We start from the raw sequence: 15,178 nt of genomic DNA on the forward strand, positions 1-15,178 counted from the left end.
TAGGTATCGCCGATGTTGAAAGCGCGTACACAAGGCGATCATTTCGTGCCGTCGAACAAGAACGCGTCCGAGCGGTCCTGGCCTGGGAGTGCGGCGAGCAAGCGGGCGCCGTCAAGCACGGCATGACCGGAAGCGGTCGTGCCGGCTTGCGGGCACGGCGCGGGACCGAACGTGATCGACACGTCGTAGGCGTTCACGCCCGTATGCGGCGCGACGGTTCCCCTGAACACGCAACCGATTCCGGTCGTGCCGGCGAGGAAGCCGTCGTCGGTGACGGTGAGCTTCGCGTTGGTCGAGCCTCGCATCGAGCCGCCGCGGCCGCTGTAGAGGCCCGCGATGGTTGCGCGTGCGGGTGCGGCGCCGAGCATCTGGTCGGAGGCGGCGGAGAACGTGACGCTTTCGGCGCCGGCCGACTTGGTGGTGATCGCGCCGGTCACGGCCGGCGCGCGGGAGAAATTGGCGTCGAACGTGACGGGCGACGCCGTGTGCATGCGCAAGCTGTAGTTTTGCGCGGTGGCGCTGCTGAATTGCCCGGTGGCGGACTGGGCGCCGTTGTTCGCGACGACCACGCCGGCGACTCCACTCTTCCCCGAAGCTGCATCGCCGTAGAACAGATAGGCGGTGCCGTCGAAGAGCATCAGGAGAATGGCGTTGGCGTGCGTCGAGACGGTTCCCTTGTAGACGCCGCCGGATGGGAGTGTCGTCGTGCCTGCGGGGGTGGCGGGCTGGAGTGTCTGGCCGGTCGAGCAGGCGGTCAGGGCGACGCAGAGAATGGAGAGAGCGGTACTGCACAAACACGCGGTCTTCTTCATCGTGGCCTCGCGGTGCGTTCGACTCCTGGGGCTGCCACTCCGGCGTTCTCGCTGTAGAAGCGCCGCTGGCCGCCGCATGTGCGTTCCGCTCAACCCCGAGCGGCTTGCGGGTCCGAAGAAACGCATGCGTGTCTGGTATAGACCGTCCGTCGATGCAGGTCAAGGATGCGCTTAACTAATTGGGCCGTCGGGCGGAGAGTCTTTGCGGACTGACGATCGGAAGCAGGACAAATCGAACATGGCTCGACGAGTCGGACGTGCGCCGCTCGCCTCCCTCAATCCACCCAAACCAGATTCGTCCCAAGTTCCTGCGCGAGCGCCGACGGCAAGTACTTCAGCGTCACCGCAACGCGCTGCCCGCTTTTCGGATCGATGCCCATCCGGTGCGCGATCGAGATGTGCGCGCCAATCTCGTTGGGAAAGGGGATCGGCGAGCGCGGTCCCTTCGGGAGAAGCGAGAAGGGCAGCTCGGTCCAGGGCTCATGTCCGACGCCGAGGAAGTCGGGCTTGAGCGGCCACGGTTGCGGCTTGACGTGCAGCCCGATGGCCGGCGCGCTGAGCTGCTCCAGCATCCATTGGCACGTAATGTCCGAAAGCCGCGCCTCGGCGTCCGGATACCCGCCGCCGACATCCGAATGCGAGCCCGCGAAAAGCACCTGTGTGATGCCGTCGCGCTTGTCCCAGAATGTAGGCGTGAAATCGGCGCGCTGTTCATCGAGACTGATCGCGTGCACGCCGAACTCGACCTTGTTGCTGAGCGCGGTATCGGCGAAGCGGAAGACGTCGATGTCCGAGCCGTTGGCGCCCAGATAGAGCGGAATGCCGAGCGCGCCGACGGTATCCCAGACGCCGATTGCCTTGATGGTGTCGACGGGAAGCGTGTCGTCGGGCTGAACGGGGTCGAACGCGAAGTGCGGCAGGCGTCGGACCAGCGCATCGAAAACGCCGATGAGACCGCCCACGTTCCGGGCTTGCACCCGCGCCGCGCGATGCCGGCGCCACGCGTTGATGCCGAGCTGGTACGCCTGCTCCTTGTCCGCGGGATCGTATTTCGCCCGGTTCAGCACGCCGACGTCGGCAAGCATGCCGCCAAGCGCCCGCACGGTATACGCGCCGCGCGAAAAGCCGATCAGGATGATCGAGTCGCCCGGCTCGTAGTTGCGCGAGACGAACGTGTAGCCCCGCACGATGCGCGCGATGATGCCGTCGCCAAAGGCGCCGCCGAGCAGCTTGATCGCGATGTTGCGCGAATCGCCGACGCCATGCAGGTACTTCGCGACCTGCCCGTTCGGGCCGCTTTCCGCGATTTCCTGCTCGGATGCGAGCAGCGCGGTGTCGAGGCTGTGATCGCCGGTGAGCGCGCAGAAGAGCTTCCAGACGTTCGTCGTGTCCGGAGTTCCGTCGTCGTCGCTGTCCTTGAAGTTGGGGCCGCCCCAGGTGCCGTCGGCGCAAAAGACGATATTTTTTGGCATGTGACCTTCCACCGTTGCAGGTTTGAGCTGTCGCGGCGTCGGCGTACGAACGAGGCCGTCGGCTTAGTATCGTAGACGCTGGGGGAAGGGGTTCAAGCTCGATGTGGCCGTACGTGAGCGCGCGTCATGCGCGCCCGCCGCGCACGACGAACGACGGCGAAGGCCGCCGGGCCGATCAGTCGGCTATCCGCTTGTCGGCGAGCGCGCGCCGGCAGTCGTCGAATACGCGCGAAACCAGCACCGATTCGTAGTTGAGGTCGTCGCTCTCGAGGATTTCTTCGACGGCGTCGAGGGCCCAATCCGCGTTCACGCATCCGACGTGCTGCATCGCAACGCGTTCCGCAATCGCCGACAGCCTCGCGACGACCAGCCAGTCGGCCTGTCGCTTGTGCCGGTCGAGCCATTTGCGTGCGGCCTGCACGAAGAAGGCCGGCGTGGGCCACGACTCGTTCAGGTAGTAGTTGCCGAGGCTGCCGCAAGTGAGCCAGCAGAGCAGTTCAATCCGGTCGCGCGGGCTGAGTTGGTGACGTACATCATTCATGGCGGCACTCACGAAGACGATTGACGTTGCCGATAAGATCGTTTCCCTCACGAAAACAATATCAGATCATTTTGCATCGCGGAACATGCAAAACCGCTAAATGATCGGCGTGCGTGCGGCTCGCCTTGTTTCTCGAACGAAATCCGTACGCCGTCACGACGAAGCGGCTTCGTCGCACCACTCGATCGCCCAGATTCGCGCGCAGTGAAGGGCGTCGGACTCGTTTTCGAAGGCGTCGAGTTCACCGGAGTGGTGCGTCTCGACGTGCGCGCGGCCGGTTGCGGGCGAGCGCGTGATCGTGGCGTGCGCGTAAAAGCTGCCGTCGTCGTCGTGCCGGGCGCGGCAGTCGATGTGCCACGCCTTGTAGTCGAATCGCATGGGTGTCTCCGTGGGTCACGAAAATCCTAGCATGGCGACGGGCGATGCTGGGGTCGTGCGTTGACGCGCTGCGGAGCGTAATGCGCCAATCGGGATCGAAGCGCCGGGTTAAAGCGCGGCGGAGTGCAATGCGCCGATGGCAAGCCGTTCGTCTTCGGGGTCGAAGAGACCGATCAGGACGATCGTCGACTCAGCCGATACCGCGCCGCTGAACGCGCCCAGGCGAATCCGCGGGCCGACGACGTGCAGTTCCTGCGGCGCCCCGGCGTCGTCGAGAAGAACGAAGCCCTTTGCCCGCAAAAGCCGCGGGCCGAGCACGCGAAGCGCTTCCTTGAGCCTTGCGCGGTTCAGGCGTGCCTCGCTGCGGAAGGTGAAGCTGCGTAATCCGGCGGGAAGATGCGCAGGTGTTGCGCTCCGCAAGGCTGGCGCGTTCGGTTGCCGGGTGCCGGCCGGAGTGGCGTCGAATACGAGCGCGGGCGGAATCGCGCCGTGCATCGCTTCGATCACGATGCGCGTCCCGGCCAGCTCCAGCAGCTTGCTGGTGACCGCGCCCTTCGCGCTTTCGTCGATCAGGTCGGTTTTGGTCAGCACGAGCGCGGTCGCGCCTTCGATCTGCCTGCGCACGATATCGCCGACGTAGGGATCGCCGAGCGTTTCGCCGATGCCTTGCGCATCCACCGCGACGACGATCCCGTGCAGCCTGAACGCGCGATCGAGCATGCCGACCTGCGCGATGCGAACCGGGTCCGAGACGCCGCTCGCCTCGATGATCAGCACGTCCGGCGGATCGGCGCGCGCGCTGATCTCCACCAGCGCCTGCACGAGCCGCCCGCCGATCGAGCAGCAGACGCAGCCGTTCTCGAGACTGATGACGTCGTCGCTCTGCTCGCGGATCAGCGACGCGTCAATGTTGATCGCGCCGAAATCGTTGACCAGGACGGTGACGCGCCGGCCCTGCGCGTCGGCGAGGAGGTGGTTGAGCAGCGTGGTCTTGCCCGCGCCCAGATAGCCGCCGAGCACGATCAGCGCAATCGGCGGACGCTGCGGTGCGCTTGCCGCGACGGTCATCACGCCGGCGACTGGAACACCCGGCCGCCGAGCACCGTGCCCCAGACTTCCAGGTCCTTCAGACGGTCGAGCGGCACCTCGGCGGGGTCGTCGTGCAGCACGGCGAAGTCGGCGAACTTGCCCACTTCGATGCTGCCGACGAGATGCTCCATCTTGAGCGTGTACGCCGCGCCCAGCGTGATCGCGCGCAACGCGTGCTCGACGGGCAAGCGTTCGCTCGCGCCGAGCACGCGTCCCGTCGAGCTCTGCCGCGCGGCCGCGCACCAGGCGGTGAACAGCGGATTGAGCGGCGTGATCGGCGCATCGGAATGCATCGCGAACGCAATGCCGAGCCGCCGCGCCGATTCCACCGGGTTCATGTGGTTCGCGCGGTCAGCGCCCATGGTCTGCGAGTAGTGGGCGTCGCCCCAGTAGTAGAGATGATTGGCGAAGAAGTTGATGCACATGCCGAGCCGCGCGGCGCGCGCGAGCTGCGCCGCGTCGGCCATCTGGCAGTGCTGCAGCGTGTGGCGGTGATCGTGGCGCGGGTAACGATCGAGGATCTTCTCGATGGCGTCGAGAACGAGTTCGGTCGCTTCGTCGCCGTTGGTGTGAATGTGCAATTGCAGGCCGGCGAGGTGAAAGAGCGTAAACACCTCGACAAACTGGCTCGGCGGGATGAGCCACAAGCCGTTCGGCTTGCCGTTGAGATAGCCGGGCCACTTGAGGCGTGCAGTAAAGCCCTGGATCGACCCATCGACGATGAACTTGACCGGGCCGAAGCGCAGCTTGTCAGTGTTTTCCGTCATCGCGGCAAGCACGCGTTCCGGCCCGCCCTCCGGGCTTCTCTGCGGCGCGAACGCCGGAACGATTCGCAGCGGATAGGCGGGGTCGCCGGTGATCTCGTGCAGGTTGCGATTCCCTTCTGCGGAGAAGTCGTTCACCAGGTCGGTCGCGGTGGTCACGCCCGCGAGTTGCGCGACGCGGCCGAAGTTCCAGATCGCGTTGCAGCTCTCGCTCGCCGCGATCGAAAGGCCGTTGCCGATCACCCGGTACACGGGGAACATCGCGGCGAACTCCTGCAACTCGCCGGTCGGCTGGCCGTGCGCGTCGCGTTCGATGCCGTCTATGTCGGTATCGTCGTCGATCCCGGCGAGCGCGAGCATGGGCGAGTTCACGTTCATCAGATGCACGCTCGCGTGCAGCACGACGACGGGGCGGCGCGCGCAAACACGGTCGAGTTCCTTCGCCGTCAGGCGGGTCGTCCCGAAGAAGATCGGGTCGAAGCCCCAGGCGAGGAGCGGCGCGTTTTCGTCTTTCATCGCCCGTTGTGCTTCCTGGAGCCGTCCGATCACGGCGTCGAGCGACTTCAGTCCCGGCCAGCGTTTGCCGTCGGGCCCCCGGCGATCGTAATAGCCGACGTACACGGCGTCCCACATCGAGCCTTCCATCAGGTGGCAATGGCCTTCGACCAGTCCGGGCATCAGCACCTTGTCGCTGAAGGTGTCGTCGATGTGGGCGTCGCTCCACTGACGGACCTCTTCGATGCCGCCCACCGAAAGGATCCGGCCGTCGCGAATGGCGACGTGAGTCGCATGCGGTTGCGCCGGATTCATCGTCAGGATGCGCCGGGCGGCAAGGACGGTAACGCGATTGGAGTCGAATTCGTTCATAGGCGTGGGGTCGGATAAGTGTCGGGCGATGCGCATTTCAGGACAGCGCTTGCACGCGGCCACGGCGGCTCGCGAGATTCACCACCGTCGCGACGACGACGTTCAGCGCCAGGCACAACAAGCCGATGTTGAACCCGCCGAAGTCGGCCTGCGTCACGTAGAGCGCGATCGCGAGCAACTGGCCCGTCAGCATGCCCGCGCCGATGGCGGCGGGCCGCACGCGCAGGCCGAACAGGATCACCATGACGCCGGGGAAAAATTGCGTGACGCCGTAGTAGGTGGTGTTGATCAGCGTGAGCATGAGATTCGGCGTGAGGAGCGTCATCACGATCGAGAGCACCAGGTAAATCACGATGACCACCTTCGCGCTCGTTTTCTGCTTGCTCTCCGGCATGTTGGGCAGCAGGTTGCGCGTGACGATCGGGCCGATCGCGAGACAGATGCCCGCCAGCACGAGAAGCCCCGAGAGCGAAGCGCCCGCCGCGACGAGTCCGAGCAGCCAGCCCGGCAGGAGCCGGATCGCGGCGGCGAAGAACGCCTCGTTCGGCGATGCGAGATGCAGGTTCTGGCTGATCGCATAATAGGACGCGATGACGAGAAACGGATACATCAGCATGTACAGCGGCATCGCGACCTGCGTGCGGCGGATCGTGTTGGCGGTCTTCGCGGTAAAGAAGTTCTGCACCGCAAACGGCATCACGTAGAAGCCGAGCGACTGGAACAGCATCGTGCTCATCGAGAACGTGAGCTGGTGCGCGTTCATATTGTTGCTGACATGCTGACTCGCCGCATGGAAGACCTGCGTTACGCCCGTTTCCCACGACACGGCGAGACCCGTCACCACGATCGCCAGGACCATCAGGATGTCTTTAAGCACCGCGATATACGCGGATGCCCGCACCCCCGCGATCGCGATATACGTGAACGCCAGCACGGCCGAGATCAGGATCAGGTAGAGCGGCTGGAAGTCCCAGCCGAGCCCCTTGAGCGCCGCGACGAGGCCGGTGAACTGCAACTGTCCCCAGGGCAGCAGGAACAGGATCGCGGAGCCGGCGACGATCAGTTCGAGCGCACGGCTCTCGAAGTGTCCCTTGAAGAGGTCGGGCAGGGTGATCGCGTTATAGCGCTTGCCGGCTTGCCAGATCTTCGGTCCGATGAAATAGCCGACGGGGTACGCGAGCAGGATATAGCCGAGGAACCAGACGCCATAGGTCGGTCCCTTCGCGTAGATGCCGCCGGGAAAGCCGACCATCGTGCCGATGCTGTAGATCTCGCCGGCAGCGAGAAAGAACACGAGGTACGCGCCGAACTGCCGCGACGCGACGAAGAAGTCGTGCACGCTCTGCGGCCCGCGACCCTTGTTCGAGCGCAAGGCGAGATAGAGCGAAAAGACGATGAAGCCGAGAAATACGGCGGTAGCCATCCGAAGCCTCCGTGGATCAGTTGTTTTGCGGATGCGCGTCGTCGTGATGACGGTCGAACAGGCGCCAGCAAAGCAAGAGGCAGCCGGACGTCAGCACGAACCACGCGAAGATCCACGCATAGATGAAGGGCACGCCGAAGACGTACTTGTCGACCGAAGCGACCCACGGCAAGAGTCCGATGACCCCGATATAGGGCACGCCAATTCCGATGAAAAACCTGAGCATTTCGTCTCCTTGCGTTCCGTTGCACGGGCCGCGCAATGGTCCGGGGCCGGGCTGCGGCGCCCTGCCGCGTCGGACTGATTCAGTATTACCGGACGAAATTGCAGAGGAATAGTGCCAGTTCCCGGCAATCGCTGAGTCCAACGGTTGCGCTATCGGCCGGATTCAAATTTGATATTGACAATATCTGATAATGCAGATAAATTTCGATCAACGATTCGGGAGAGCAACGATGGACCACTACACGAAAGAGGATTTCCGGATGGCGCAGAGCGTTGGTTTTGCGATCACCAAGGCTCGAAACCTCGTCGTCGCGGAGATGGACGCGGCGTTGAAGGACCTGAACGTCACGAGCCCGCAAGTCGGCATCCTGCTCTCGATGACGGACGGCGCCGCCACCACGCCGTTCGAACTGGCGAGACTGCTCGGCATCGACACCGGCCTGATGACGCGCATGCTCGACAGACTCGAAACCCGCGGCTTGCTCGAACGGTCGCGCAGCGTGGAAGATCGTCGCGTGGTGAACCTGACGTTGACGAAAGCGGGCCGTGCGGTGGCCGCGCGGATTCCGGAAATCGCTCCGGTCGTCCTGAATGCACGTCTTCAGAAGTTCAGCAGCGAAGAGTTCGACGAACTGCGCCGCCTGCTTCACAAGTTCCTCGAAGCGTGAACGGCATTTTTTTTGGCCAAATATCTGATGAGTCAGAAAATGAAATCACAGTTAAATAGCAGCACAGTCGGTTCGCGGGTCGCGAAGGCGGGCGTCACGGTGATCTTCGCGGCGGTTCTGTCGGCGTGTGCGAACTACGCCGGTATCCACAGCGACAAGGAAATGGCGCGGCCGCAGTCATACGCGACCGAACAGAGCCTGCCGGCCGAACAGGGCCACTGGCCCGCCGCCGACTGGGCCGATCAGTTCGGCGACGCGCAGCTCAAGGCGCTGCTCGACGAAGCCTTCAAAAGCAGCCCGACGCTCGAGCAGGCGCGTTCGCGCGTCGCGGCGGCGGCCGCCTATAGCGAGACCGCGAGGGCGAACACGTTGCCGCAAGTCGGCGCGTCGTATTCGTACACCCGTCAGCAGTTTTCGTCGAATGCGCTCGTGCCGCCGCCCTATGCCGGCTCGTGGCAATCGGAGAACAAGGCGCTCGTGTCGGCTTCCTACGATCTCGACCTGTGGGGCAAGAACCGCGAAGCCCTCAAGGCCGCGCTGTCGCAGTTGCAGGCCAGCCAGGCGGACGCCGAAGTGGTCAAGCTCACGCTCAACGAAACCATCGCGCGAGCCTACAACCAGCTCGCCCGCCTCTACGCGCTGCGCGACATCGCGCAGCAGGAAATCGCGCAGCGCGAGCACATCGACCGCATCACGGCCGGGCGCATCGCGACCGGTCTCGACACCGAAGTCGAGCGCAAGACCGCGCAGGCGAATCTCGCGTCGAGCCGCGCCACGCTTTCGGCGCTCGACGGCAGCATCGTCACGACGCGCTACCAGCTCGCCGCCTTGCTTGGCGAGGGACCGGATCGCGGCTTGTCGATCGCGCGTCCGTCGCTCGGCATCGGCGATGAAGTGCGCCTGCCGGATTCCCTGCCCGCCGATCTCGTGAGCCGTCGCCCGGATATCGTCGCGGCGCGCTGGCGCGTCGATTCGATCACGCACGAAGTGAAGGAAGCCAAGGCGGAGTTCTATCCGGACATCAACCTGAGCGCGTCGCTCGGACTCGATGCGTTCGGTTTCGGGCGTCTCCTCACGGCGGCGAGCCGCACGATGTCGGCGGGTCCGGCAATCCACCTGCCGATCTTCGATGGCGGCGCGCTGCGTGCGCAACTGAAGGGCCGCTACGCCGACTTCGACTACGCCGTCGCCACCTACAACCAGACGCTCGTGACCGCGTTGTCGGAGGTCGCGACGCAACTTGCGCAGATCCGCTCGACCGATGCGCAACTCGTCGACGCCGAGGTCGCGCAGGCGGCCGCGCGCCGCGCCGACGAACTCGCGCTCACGCAATACAAGGCGGGCCTGACGAACCAGTTGACCGTCCTGAATGCCGAGACGAACGCGCTCGCGGCGGACCAGTCGGTCGCGAATCTGAAGATGAACCGCCGCGACCAGCAGATCGCGCTCGCGGCCGCGCTCGGCGGCGGCTACACCGATTCCGCGAGCGATACCGCCAACCCCGTCGTTGCCGCGCGCTGAAGCGGGCACGTCCACGAAATCACCAGGAGCATTGAAATGAGCGACACGGTCACCTCCGCCCGGACGACGGCGGACCCATCAGGCGAAGTGCAGCAGGCCCGGACGAAGACACCGCGCACGCGCAAGCTGCTGCTTTCGCTGCTTGCCGCGAGCGTCGTGGTGGCGGGCGCGGGCTACGGCACTTACTACTACACGACAGGCCGCTTCTTCGAAGGAACCGACGACGCCTACGTCAGCGGCAACCTCGTGCAACTGACGCCGCAAGTGAGCGGCACGGTGATCGCGGTCAACGCCGACGACACGCAGATCGTCAAGCAGGGCACGCCGCTCGTAACGCTCGACGCCGCCGACGCCAGGGTCGCGCTCTCGAACGCCGAAGCGACGCTCGGCCAGACCGTGCGGCAAGTGAGCAGCCTGTACGTGAACAACGCGTTCTACGCCGCGACGGTCGCACAGCGGCAGTCCGACCTCGCCCGCGCGCTCGACGACCTGAAGCGCCGCCAGGCGGTCGCGGATACGGGCGCGGTGTCGGGCGAAGACATCGCGCATGCACGCGACGCCGTGAGTGCCGCGCAAGCCGCGCTCGACGCCGTGCGCCAGCAATCGGAGGCGAATCACGCACTCACCGACCGCACCTCGATCGAGGCGCATCCGAACGTGCAGGCGGCGGCATCGAAGGTGCGCGACGCGTATCTCAGCTACGCGCGCAACACGCTGCCCGCGCCGGTGACGGGCTACGTGGCGCGCCGCTCGGTGCAGGTCGGACAGCGTGTCGCGCCCGGCACGCCGCTGATGGCGATCGTGCCGCTCGACGGCGTCTGGGTCGACGCCAACTTCAAGGAAGTGCAGTTGACGCGCATGCGCATCGGCCAGCCGGTGACGCTCACCGCCGACGTCTACGGCTCGAAGGTGAAATACCACGGACACGTCGAGGGCTTTTCGGCCGGCACGGGCGCCGCGTTCGCCGTGCTGCCCGCGCAGAACGCAACCGGCAACTGGATCAAGGTCGTGCAGCGCCTGCCGGTGCGCATCCAGCTCGACCCGCGCGAACTCGACGCGCATCCGCTGCGGATCGGCTTGTCGATGCAGGCCGAGGTCGAAACGCGCGACGAATCGGGCACCCAGCTCGGCGCCGCGACGACGACGTCGTATCGCACGGACGTGTTCAGCAAATACGGCGACGAAGCCGATGCGGAGATCGCGAAGATCATCGAGCAGAACATGCCGGCGGCGAGTCCGGTTGCCGCGGTTGCAGCGGCTTCAGCGAAGGCGGCGCCGAAGCGCCGGGCGGGTTGATCTTTTTTTGCCCAACTATCTGACACGTCAGCCAAAGACAAAACAGGTGATGCAATGAATCCGTCGGTCAATTCCGCCATGCCCGCGCCGCTCAGCGGCGGCAAGCTCGTGCTCGCCACGCTTGCGGTCGCGCTCGCCACCTTCATGAACGTGCTGGATTCGTCGATTGCGAACGTCGCGATTCCGACGATCGCCGGCAATCTCGGCGTTTCCGTCGACGAAGGGACCTGGGTCATCACGCTCTTCGCCGCGGCGAACGCGATCGCGATTCCGCTGACCGGCTGGCTTACGCAGCGCGTCGGCCAGATCAAGCTGTTCGTCTGGGCGATCCTGCTGTTCGTGTTCTCGTCGTGGCTGTGCGGCATCGCGCCTAACCTGCCGGTCTTGCTCGCCGCGCGGATCTTGCAAGGCGCCGTCGCGGGGCCGCTGATTCCGCTCTCGCAAGCAATCCTGCTCGGCTCGTACCCGAAGGAAAAGAGCTCGCACGCGCTCGCGCTCTGGGCGATGACGGCAACCGTCGGCCCGATTGCCGGACCCGCGCTCGGCGGCTGGATCACCGACAGCTATTCGTGGTCGTGGATCTTTTACATCAACATCCCGGTCGGCATTTTCGCGGCGGGCGTCACGTGGGCGATCTATCGCGAGCGCGAAACGCCGGCAAAGCGCATTCCCATCGACAAGGTCGGCCTGATCTCGCTGATCGCGTGGGTCGGCTCGTTGCAGATCATGCTCGACAAGGGCAAGGATCTCGACTGGTTCAACTCGCCGGTGATCGTCGCGCTTGGCGTGTTCGCGCTCGTGAGCTTCGTGTTCTTCGTGATCTGGGAACTGACGGAGAAAAACCCGGTGATCGACGTCAAGCTCTTCATGGGACGCAATTTCCTGGGCGGCACGGTGGCGATTTCCGTCGCCTATGCGGTGTTCTTCTCGAACCTCGTGCTGCTGCCGCAATGGATGCAGGGCTTTCTGAACTACCGTTCCGTCGATGCCGGGCTCGTCACCGCGCCGCTCGGCATCTTCGCGGTGCTGCTCGCGCCGGTGATGGGCAAAATCATGCCGAAGTCCGACGCCCGCGTGCTCGCGACGCTGGCGTTCATCGGCTTCGCCGGCGTGTTCTTCATGCGCTCGCATTACACGACCGGCGTCGATACCTGGACGCTCGTGATTCCGACGCTGCTGCAAGGCATCCCGACCGCGCTCTTTTTCGTGCCGCTGACCGCGATCATTCTCTCGGGCTTGCCGCAGGCGAAGATTCCCGCGGCGGCGGGCTTGTCGAACTTCGTGCGGGTGTTCGCGGGCGCGGTGGGTACATCGCTTGCCGCCACGGGCTGGAACGACCGGACGATCCTTCATCATTCGCAACTCGTCGACCAGGCAAGCGTTCATAACCCCGCATTCACCGATGCGATCGGCTCGCTGCAAACGACGCTCGATGCCGGCACGCCACAAGCGCTCGCGTTCTTCGAGCGCTCGCTCAACGCGCAGGCCGCGATGCTCGGGCTGAACGACATCTTCTGGCTCTCGGCGGTGATCTTCATCGCGATCATTCCGCTCATCTGGCTGACGAAGCCGGGCAAGGGCGCGGGAGCAGGCGCGGCGGGCGCGGGCGGTCATTGAGGCTTGCCGCGATGCGTGCGGCCGCTATGCTGTGATGACGGCACGCGGACGCATCGGAGGGGAACACCGTGGCGGTGGAAACGGCAACGATCCTGATCGGCGCGTTCGATCGTCACAACTTCGGCGACTTGCTGTTCGCGCACATCGTCGGGGCGATGTCGGGGCCTCGCGATCTGCTGTTCGCGGGCGTCGCCGATCGTGATCTGCGCGCGGTCGGCGGGCATCGGATTCACGCGCTGCCGCGGCTTGCCGAGCGCCTGGGCGAAACGCCGGTGAACATCATCCACGCGGGCGGCGAACTGCTGACCTGCGACACCTACGAAGCCGCCGTGATGACCTTGCCCGCCGATCTCGCGCGAGAGACGATTGCGCGCGTCGACGCGCGGCCTCGCGAAAGACTGACATGGGCGCAAGCGTTATTGCGAACGACTGCGCTGGCGCCGTACACGGTTTCGCCCGACGCGTTTCGTGGCCCGGTTCGGGTGCTGTACAACGCGGTCGGCGGCGTGGACCTGGACACTCGCGATCTCGCGCTGCGTGCCGAAGTGCTGTCGAAGCTCGCCGCAGCCGATGACATCAGCGTGCGCGACAGGCAATCGCAAGCGCTGCTCAGTGCGGCCGGCGTCGAGTCGCGCCTGATTCCCGACCCCGCCGTGATGGTGGCGCAGCTTTTCGGCGCTCGCATTCGCGAACGGGTGCGGCAGGTCGAGATGGGAAGCGTCGTTCGGGCGTTTCCGAACGGCTACATCGCCGTGCAGTTCAGCGCCGATTTCGGCGACGACGATACGCTCGCGCGCCTGGCTGCTCAACTGGATAGAGCGGCAAGCGCGACCGGGTTCGGCATCGTGTTCTTCCGTGCGGGCGCCGCGCCGTGGCATGACGATGTGGCCTGCTATGAGCGGACGGCTACCTATATGCGTGGCGCGACGCCGGGAATTTTCCGGTCGCTGAATGTGTGGGACATCTGCGCGTTGATCGCCAATAGCCGTTGCTTTGCGGGCAGCAGCCTGCATGGACGAATCGTCGCGATGGCGTTTGCGTTGCCGCGTGTGAATTTGCGCCATCCGGGGCGCGTTTCCGCTCTTACGAAGCAGGCGTCGTACGCCGCCACTTGGGATGATGCGGAGATGCCGGGGGAGGTGGAGGTTGGCGAGTTCGCGCGCTCGGTCGTCGATGCACTCGGGACGGACAAAGCGCGTCGCGAGAGGCGTGCGTGGGAGTTGGCCGAACTTTATCGGCGGGGGTTTGAGCTTGCTGCTGCGCGGATGCGCCTTTAAGCGGTGGTGTTTCCGCCGCCTGAGCGTATCAAACGATGTAGACGGCACCCGGCCCCGAGCGCAAGCGGTCACCCAATCAACTTCCCAAATCGCATATCCCGACAAGCAAAGCTGAAAAACTTGGTTCGTGAATCGGACGGGGCGTCAATAGAATCTGACGTCTGGCTTACTCGTCGAAGCATCGCAACATCATTGGGAACGACACATGTCTCAGCAAGATTCCGGCAAGCCGCATCCCGCAAGCGCCAGCCGGCGCACCCTGCTGAAGGGTGCCACCGCGCTCGCCGCGACGCTTGTCGCGCCACGCGCCGTGCTCGCGCAAAACGATGCGAAAACCTTGCGCATCGGCTATCAGAAGTACGGCAACTTCGTCGTCTTGAAGGCGCGCGGGACGCTCGAAAAGCGCCTCGCCGCGCAGGGCGTCGGCGTGCAGTGGCTCGAATTTCCCGCCGGGCCGCAGTTGCTCGAAGGCCTGAACGCCGGCGCCGTCGATGTGGGCACGGTCGGTGAAACGCCGCCGATCTTCGCCCAGGCGGCGGGCGTCGATTTCGTCTATATCGGCAATGAGCCGCCCGCGCCGCGCGGCGAGGCGATCGTCGTGCCGGCGAACTCGCCGATCAAGACCGTCGCCGATCTGCGCGGCAAGAAGGTCGCGTTCAACAAGGGGTCGAACGTCCACTTCCTGCTCGTCAGGGCGCTGCAGAACGCAAGACTCACCTACGCGGATATCCAGCCCGTGTATCTCGCGCCCGCCGATGCGCGCGCCGCGTTCGTGCAGGGCAGCGTCGATGCCTGGGTGATCTGGGACCCGTACCTCGCCGCCGCCCAACGGCAGGCGAACGCGCGGGTGCTCGTCGATGGCGAAGGGCTCGTGCGCAACACGCAGTACTACCTCTCCGCGCGCAAGTTCGCCTCCGCGCAGCCGCAACTGCTGCATGCGCTGCTCGACGAACTCGATTCCGTCGACAAATGGGGCCGCGACAATATCCCGGACGTCGCGCGCCTGTTGTCGCCGCTCGTCGGGCTCGATGCGCCAACGCTCGAAGTCGCGCTCAAGCGTACCGCTTACGGCGTGCAGCCGGTGACGGCCGAAACGCTCGCCTACCAGCAGCGGATCGCCGATACGTTCAACGACCTGAAGCTGATTCCGAAGAAGCTCACGGTCAGCGACGCGCGCTGGAATACCGCGTAACGCGTACAGGCGGAGTCTCTCTGCCGAGTTTCACCG

At 65.1% G+C, this 15,178-nt stretch carries 14 protein-coding genes; 6 read left to right on the plus strand and 8 right to left on the minus strand.

All coding sequences use genetic code 11. The features are described from left to right. Nucleotides 1-38 precede the first annotated feature (38 nt). The 8 genes from AWB68_RS16975 to AWB68_RS17010 all read right to left on the minus strand — a co-directional run bounded on the left by AWB68_RS16975 (nt 39) and on the right by AWB68_RS17010 (nt 7,572). Nucleotides 39-812, minus strand: a complete 774-nt coding sequence (locus tag AWB68_RS16975) for a hypothetical protein (protein WP_235028376.1) — start codon at nt 810-812, stop codon at nt 39-41. 275 nt (nt 813-1,087) lie between these two features. Further along, nucleotides 1,088-2,284 (minus strand): T6SS phospholipase effector Tle1-like catalytic domain-containing protein, encoded by a 1,197-nt coding sequence (locus AWB68_RS16980; protein WP_087645512.1) that lies wholly within the window; start codon nt 2,282-2,284, stop codon nt 1,088-1,090. 175 nt (nt 2,285-2,459) lie between these two features. After that, a complete protein-coding gene (locus AWB68_RS16985; protein WP_087645513.1) occupies nt 2,460-2,825 on the minus strand; it encodes a hypothetical protein in 366 nt (121 codons plus the stop codon). A gap of 153 nt (nt 2,826-2,978) precedes the next feature. Next, the gene (locus AWB68_RS16990) at nt 2,979-3,203 is read right to left on the minus strand and encodes a hypothetical protein (protein WP_087645514.1); all 225 of its coding nucleotides are present in this window, start codon (nt 3,201-3,203) and stop codon (nt 2,979-2,981) included. 108 nt (nt 3,204-3,311) lie between these two features. Then, nucleotides 3,312-4,271: a CobW family GTP-binding protein gene (locus AWB68_RS16995; RefSeq protein ID WP_087645515.1), complete on the minus strand. Its 960-nt coding sequence runs from the start codon at nt 4,269-4,271 to the stop codon at nt 3,312-3,314. After that, nucleotides 4,271-5,923 carry an amidohydrolase gene (locus AWB68_RS17000; protein ID WP_087645516.1) on the minus strand — a complete coding sequence of 551 codons (1,653 nt, stop codon included), beginning with the start codon at nt 5,921-5,923 and terminating at the stop codon, nt 4,271-4,273. The genes AWB68_RS16995 and AWB68_RS17000 overlap by 1 nt, the downstream gene beginning before the upstream one ends. 37 nt (nt 5,924-5,960) lie before the next feature. Continuing rightward, nucleotides 5,961-7,346 carry a sodium:solute symporter family protein gene (locus AWB68_RS17005; RefSeq protein WP_087645517.1) on the minus strand — a complete coding sequence of 462 codons (1,386 nt, stop codon included), beginning with the start codon at nt 7,344-7,346 and terminating at the stop codon, nt 5,961-5,963. Nucleotides 7,347-7,362: 16 nt separating this feature from the next. After that, on the minus strand, nt 7,363-7,572 hold the full coding sequence (locus AWB68_RS17010; protein WP_087645518.1) for a DUF3311 domain-containing protein: 210 nt from the start codon (nt 7,570-7,572) through the stop codon (nt 7,363-7,365). A gap of 229 nt (nt 7,573-7,801) precedes the next feature. Between AWB68_RS17010 and AWB68_RS17015 the strand changes: the two genes are divergently transcribed. The 6 genes from AWB68_RS17015 (at nt 7,802) to AWB68_RS17040 (ending at nt 15,142) form a co-directional block, all read left to right on the plus strand. Further along, the gene (locus AWB68_RS17015) at nt 7,802-8,239 is read left to right on the plus strand and encodes a MarR family winged helix-turn-helix transcriptional regulator (RefSeq protein ID WP_087645519.1); all 438 of its coding nucleotides are present in this window, start codon (nt 7,802-7,804) and stop codon (nt 8,237-8,239) included. A 39-nt stretch (nt 8,240-8,278) separates the two neighbouring features. Beyond that, nucleotides 8,279-9,760: an efflux transporter outer membrane subunit gene (locus AWB68_RS17020; RefSeq protein ID WP_087645520.1), complete on the plus strand. Its 1,482-nt coding sequence runs from the start codon at nt 8,279-8,281 to the stop codon at nt 9,758-9,760. Between the two features lie 36 nt (nt 9,761-9,796). Continuing rightward, nucleotides 9,797-11,056 carry an HlyD family secretion protein gene (locus AWB68_RS17025; RefSeq protein ID WP_087645521.1) on the plus strand — a complete coding sequence of 420 codons (1,260 nt, stop codon included), beginning with the start codon at nt 9,797-9,799 and terminating at the stop codon, nt 11,054-11,056. 54 nt (nt 11,057-11,110) lie between these two features. Next, on the plus strand, nt 11,111-12,673 hold the full coding sequence (locus AWB68_RS17030; RefSeq protein ID WP_087645522.1) for a DHA2 family efflux MFS transporter permease subunit: 1,563 nt from the start codon (nt 11,111-11,113) through the stop codon (nt 12,671-12,673). Between the two features lie 68 nt (nt 12,674-12,741). Beyond that, complete coding sequence (locus AWB68_RS17035) at nt 12,742-13,950, plus strand: polysaccharide pyruvyl transferase family protein (protein WP_235028377.1); 1,209 nt, start codon at nt 12,742-12,744, stop codon at nt 13,948-13,950. A 205-nt stretch (nt 13,951-14,155) separates the two neighbouring features. Beyond that, entirely contained in the window at nt 14,156-15,142 is a 987-nt protein-coding gene (locus AWB68_RS17040; protein WP_087645523.1) for a sulfonate ABC transporter substrate-binding protein, read from the plus strand. The last annotated feature ends 36 nt before the right edge of the window (nt 15,143-15,178 follow it).

It is taken from the genome of Caballeronia choica (assembly GCF_001544535.1).
Taxonomy (GTDB): domain Bacteria; phylum Pseudomonadota; class Gammaproteobacteria; order Burkholderiales; family Burkholderiaceae; genus Caballeronia; species Caballeronia choica.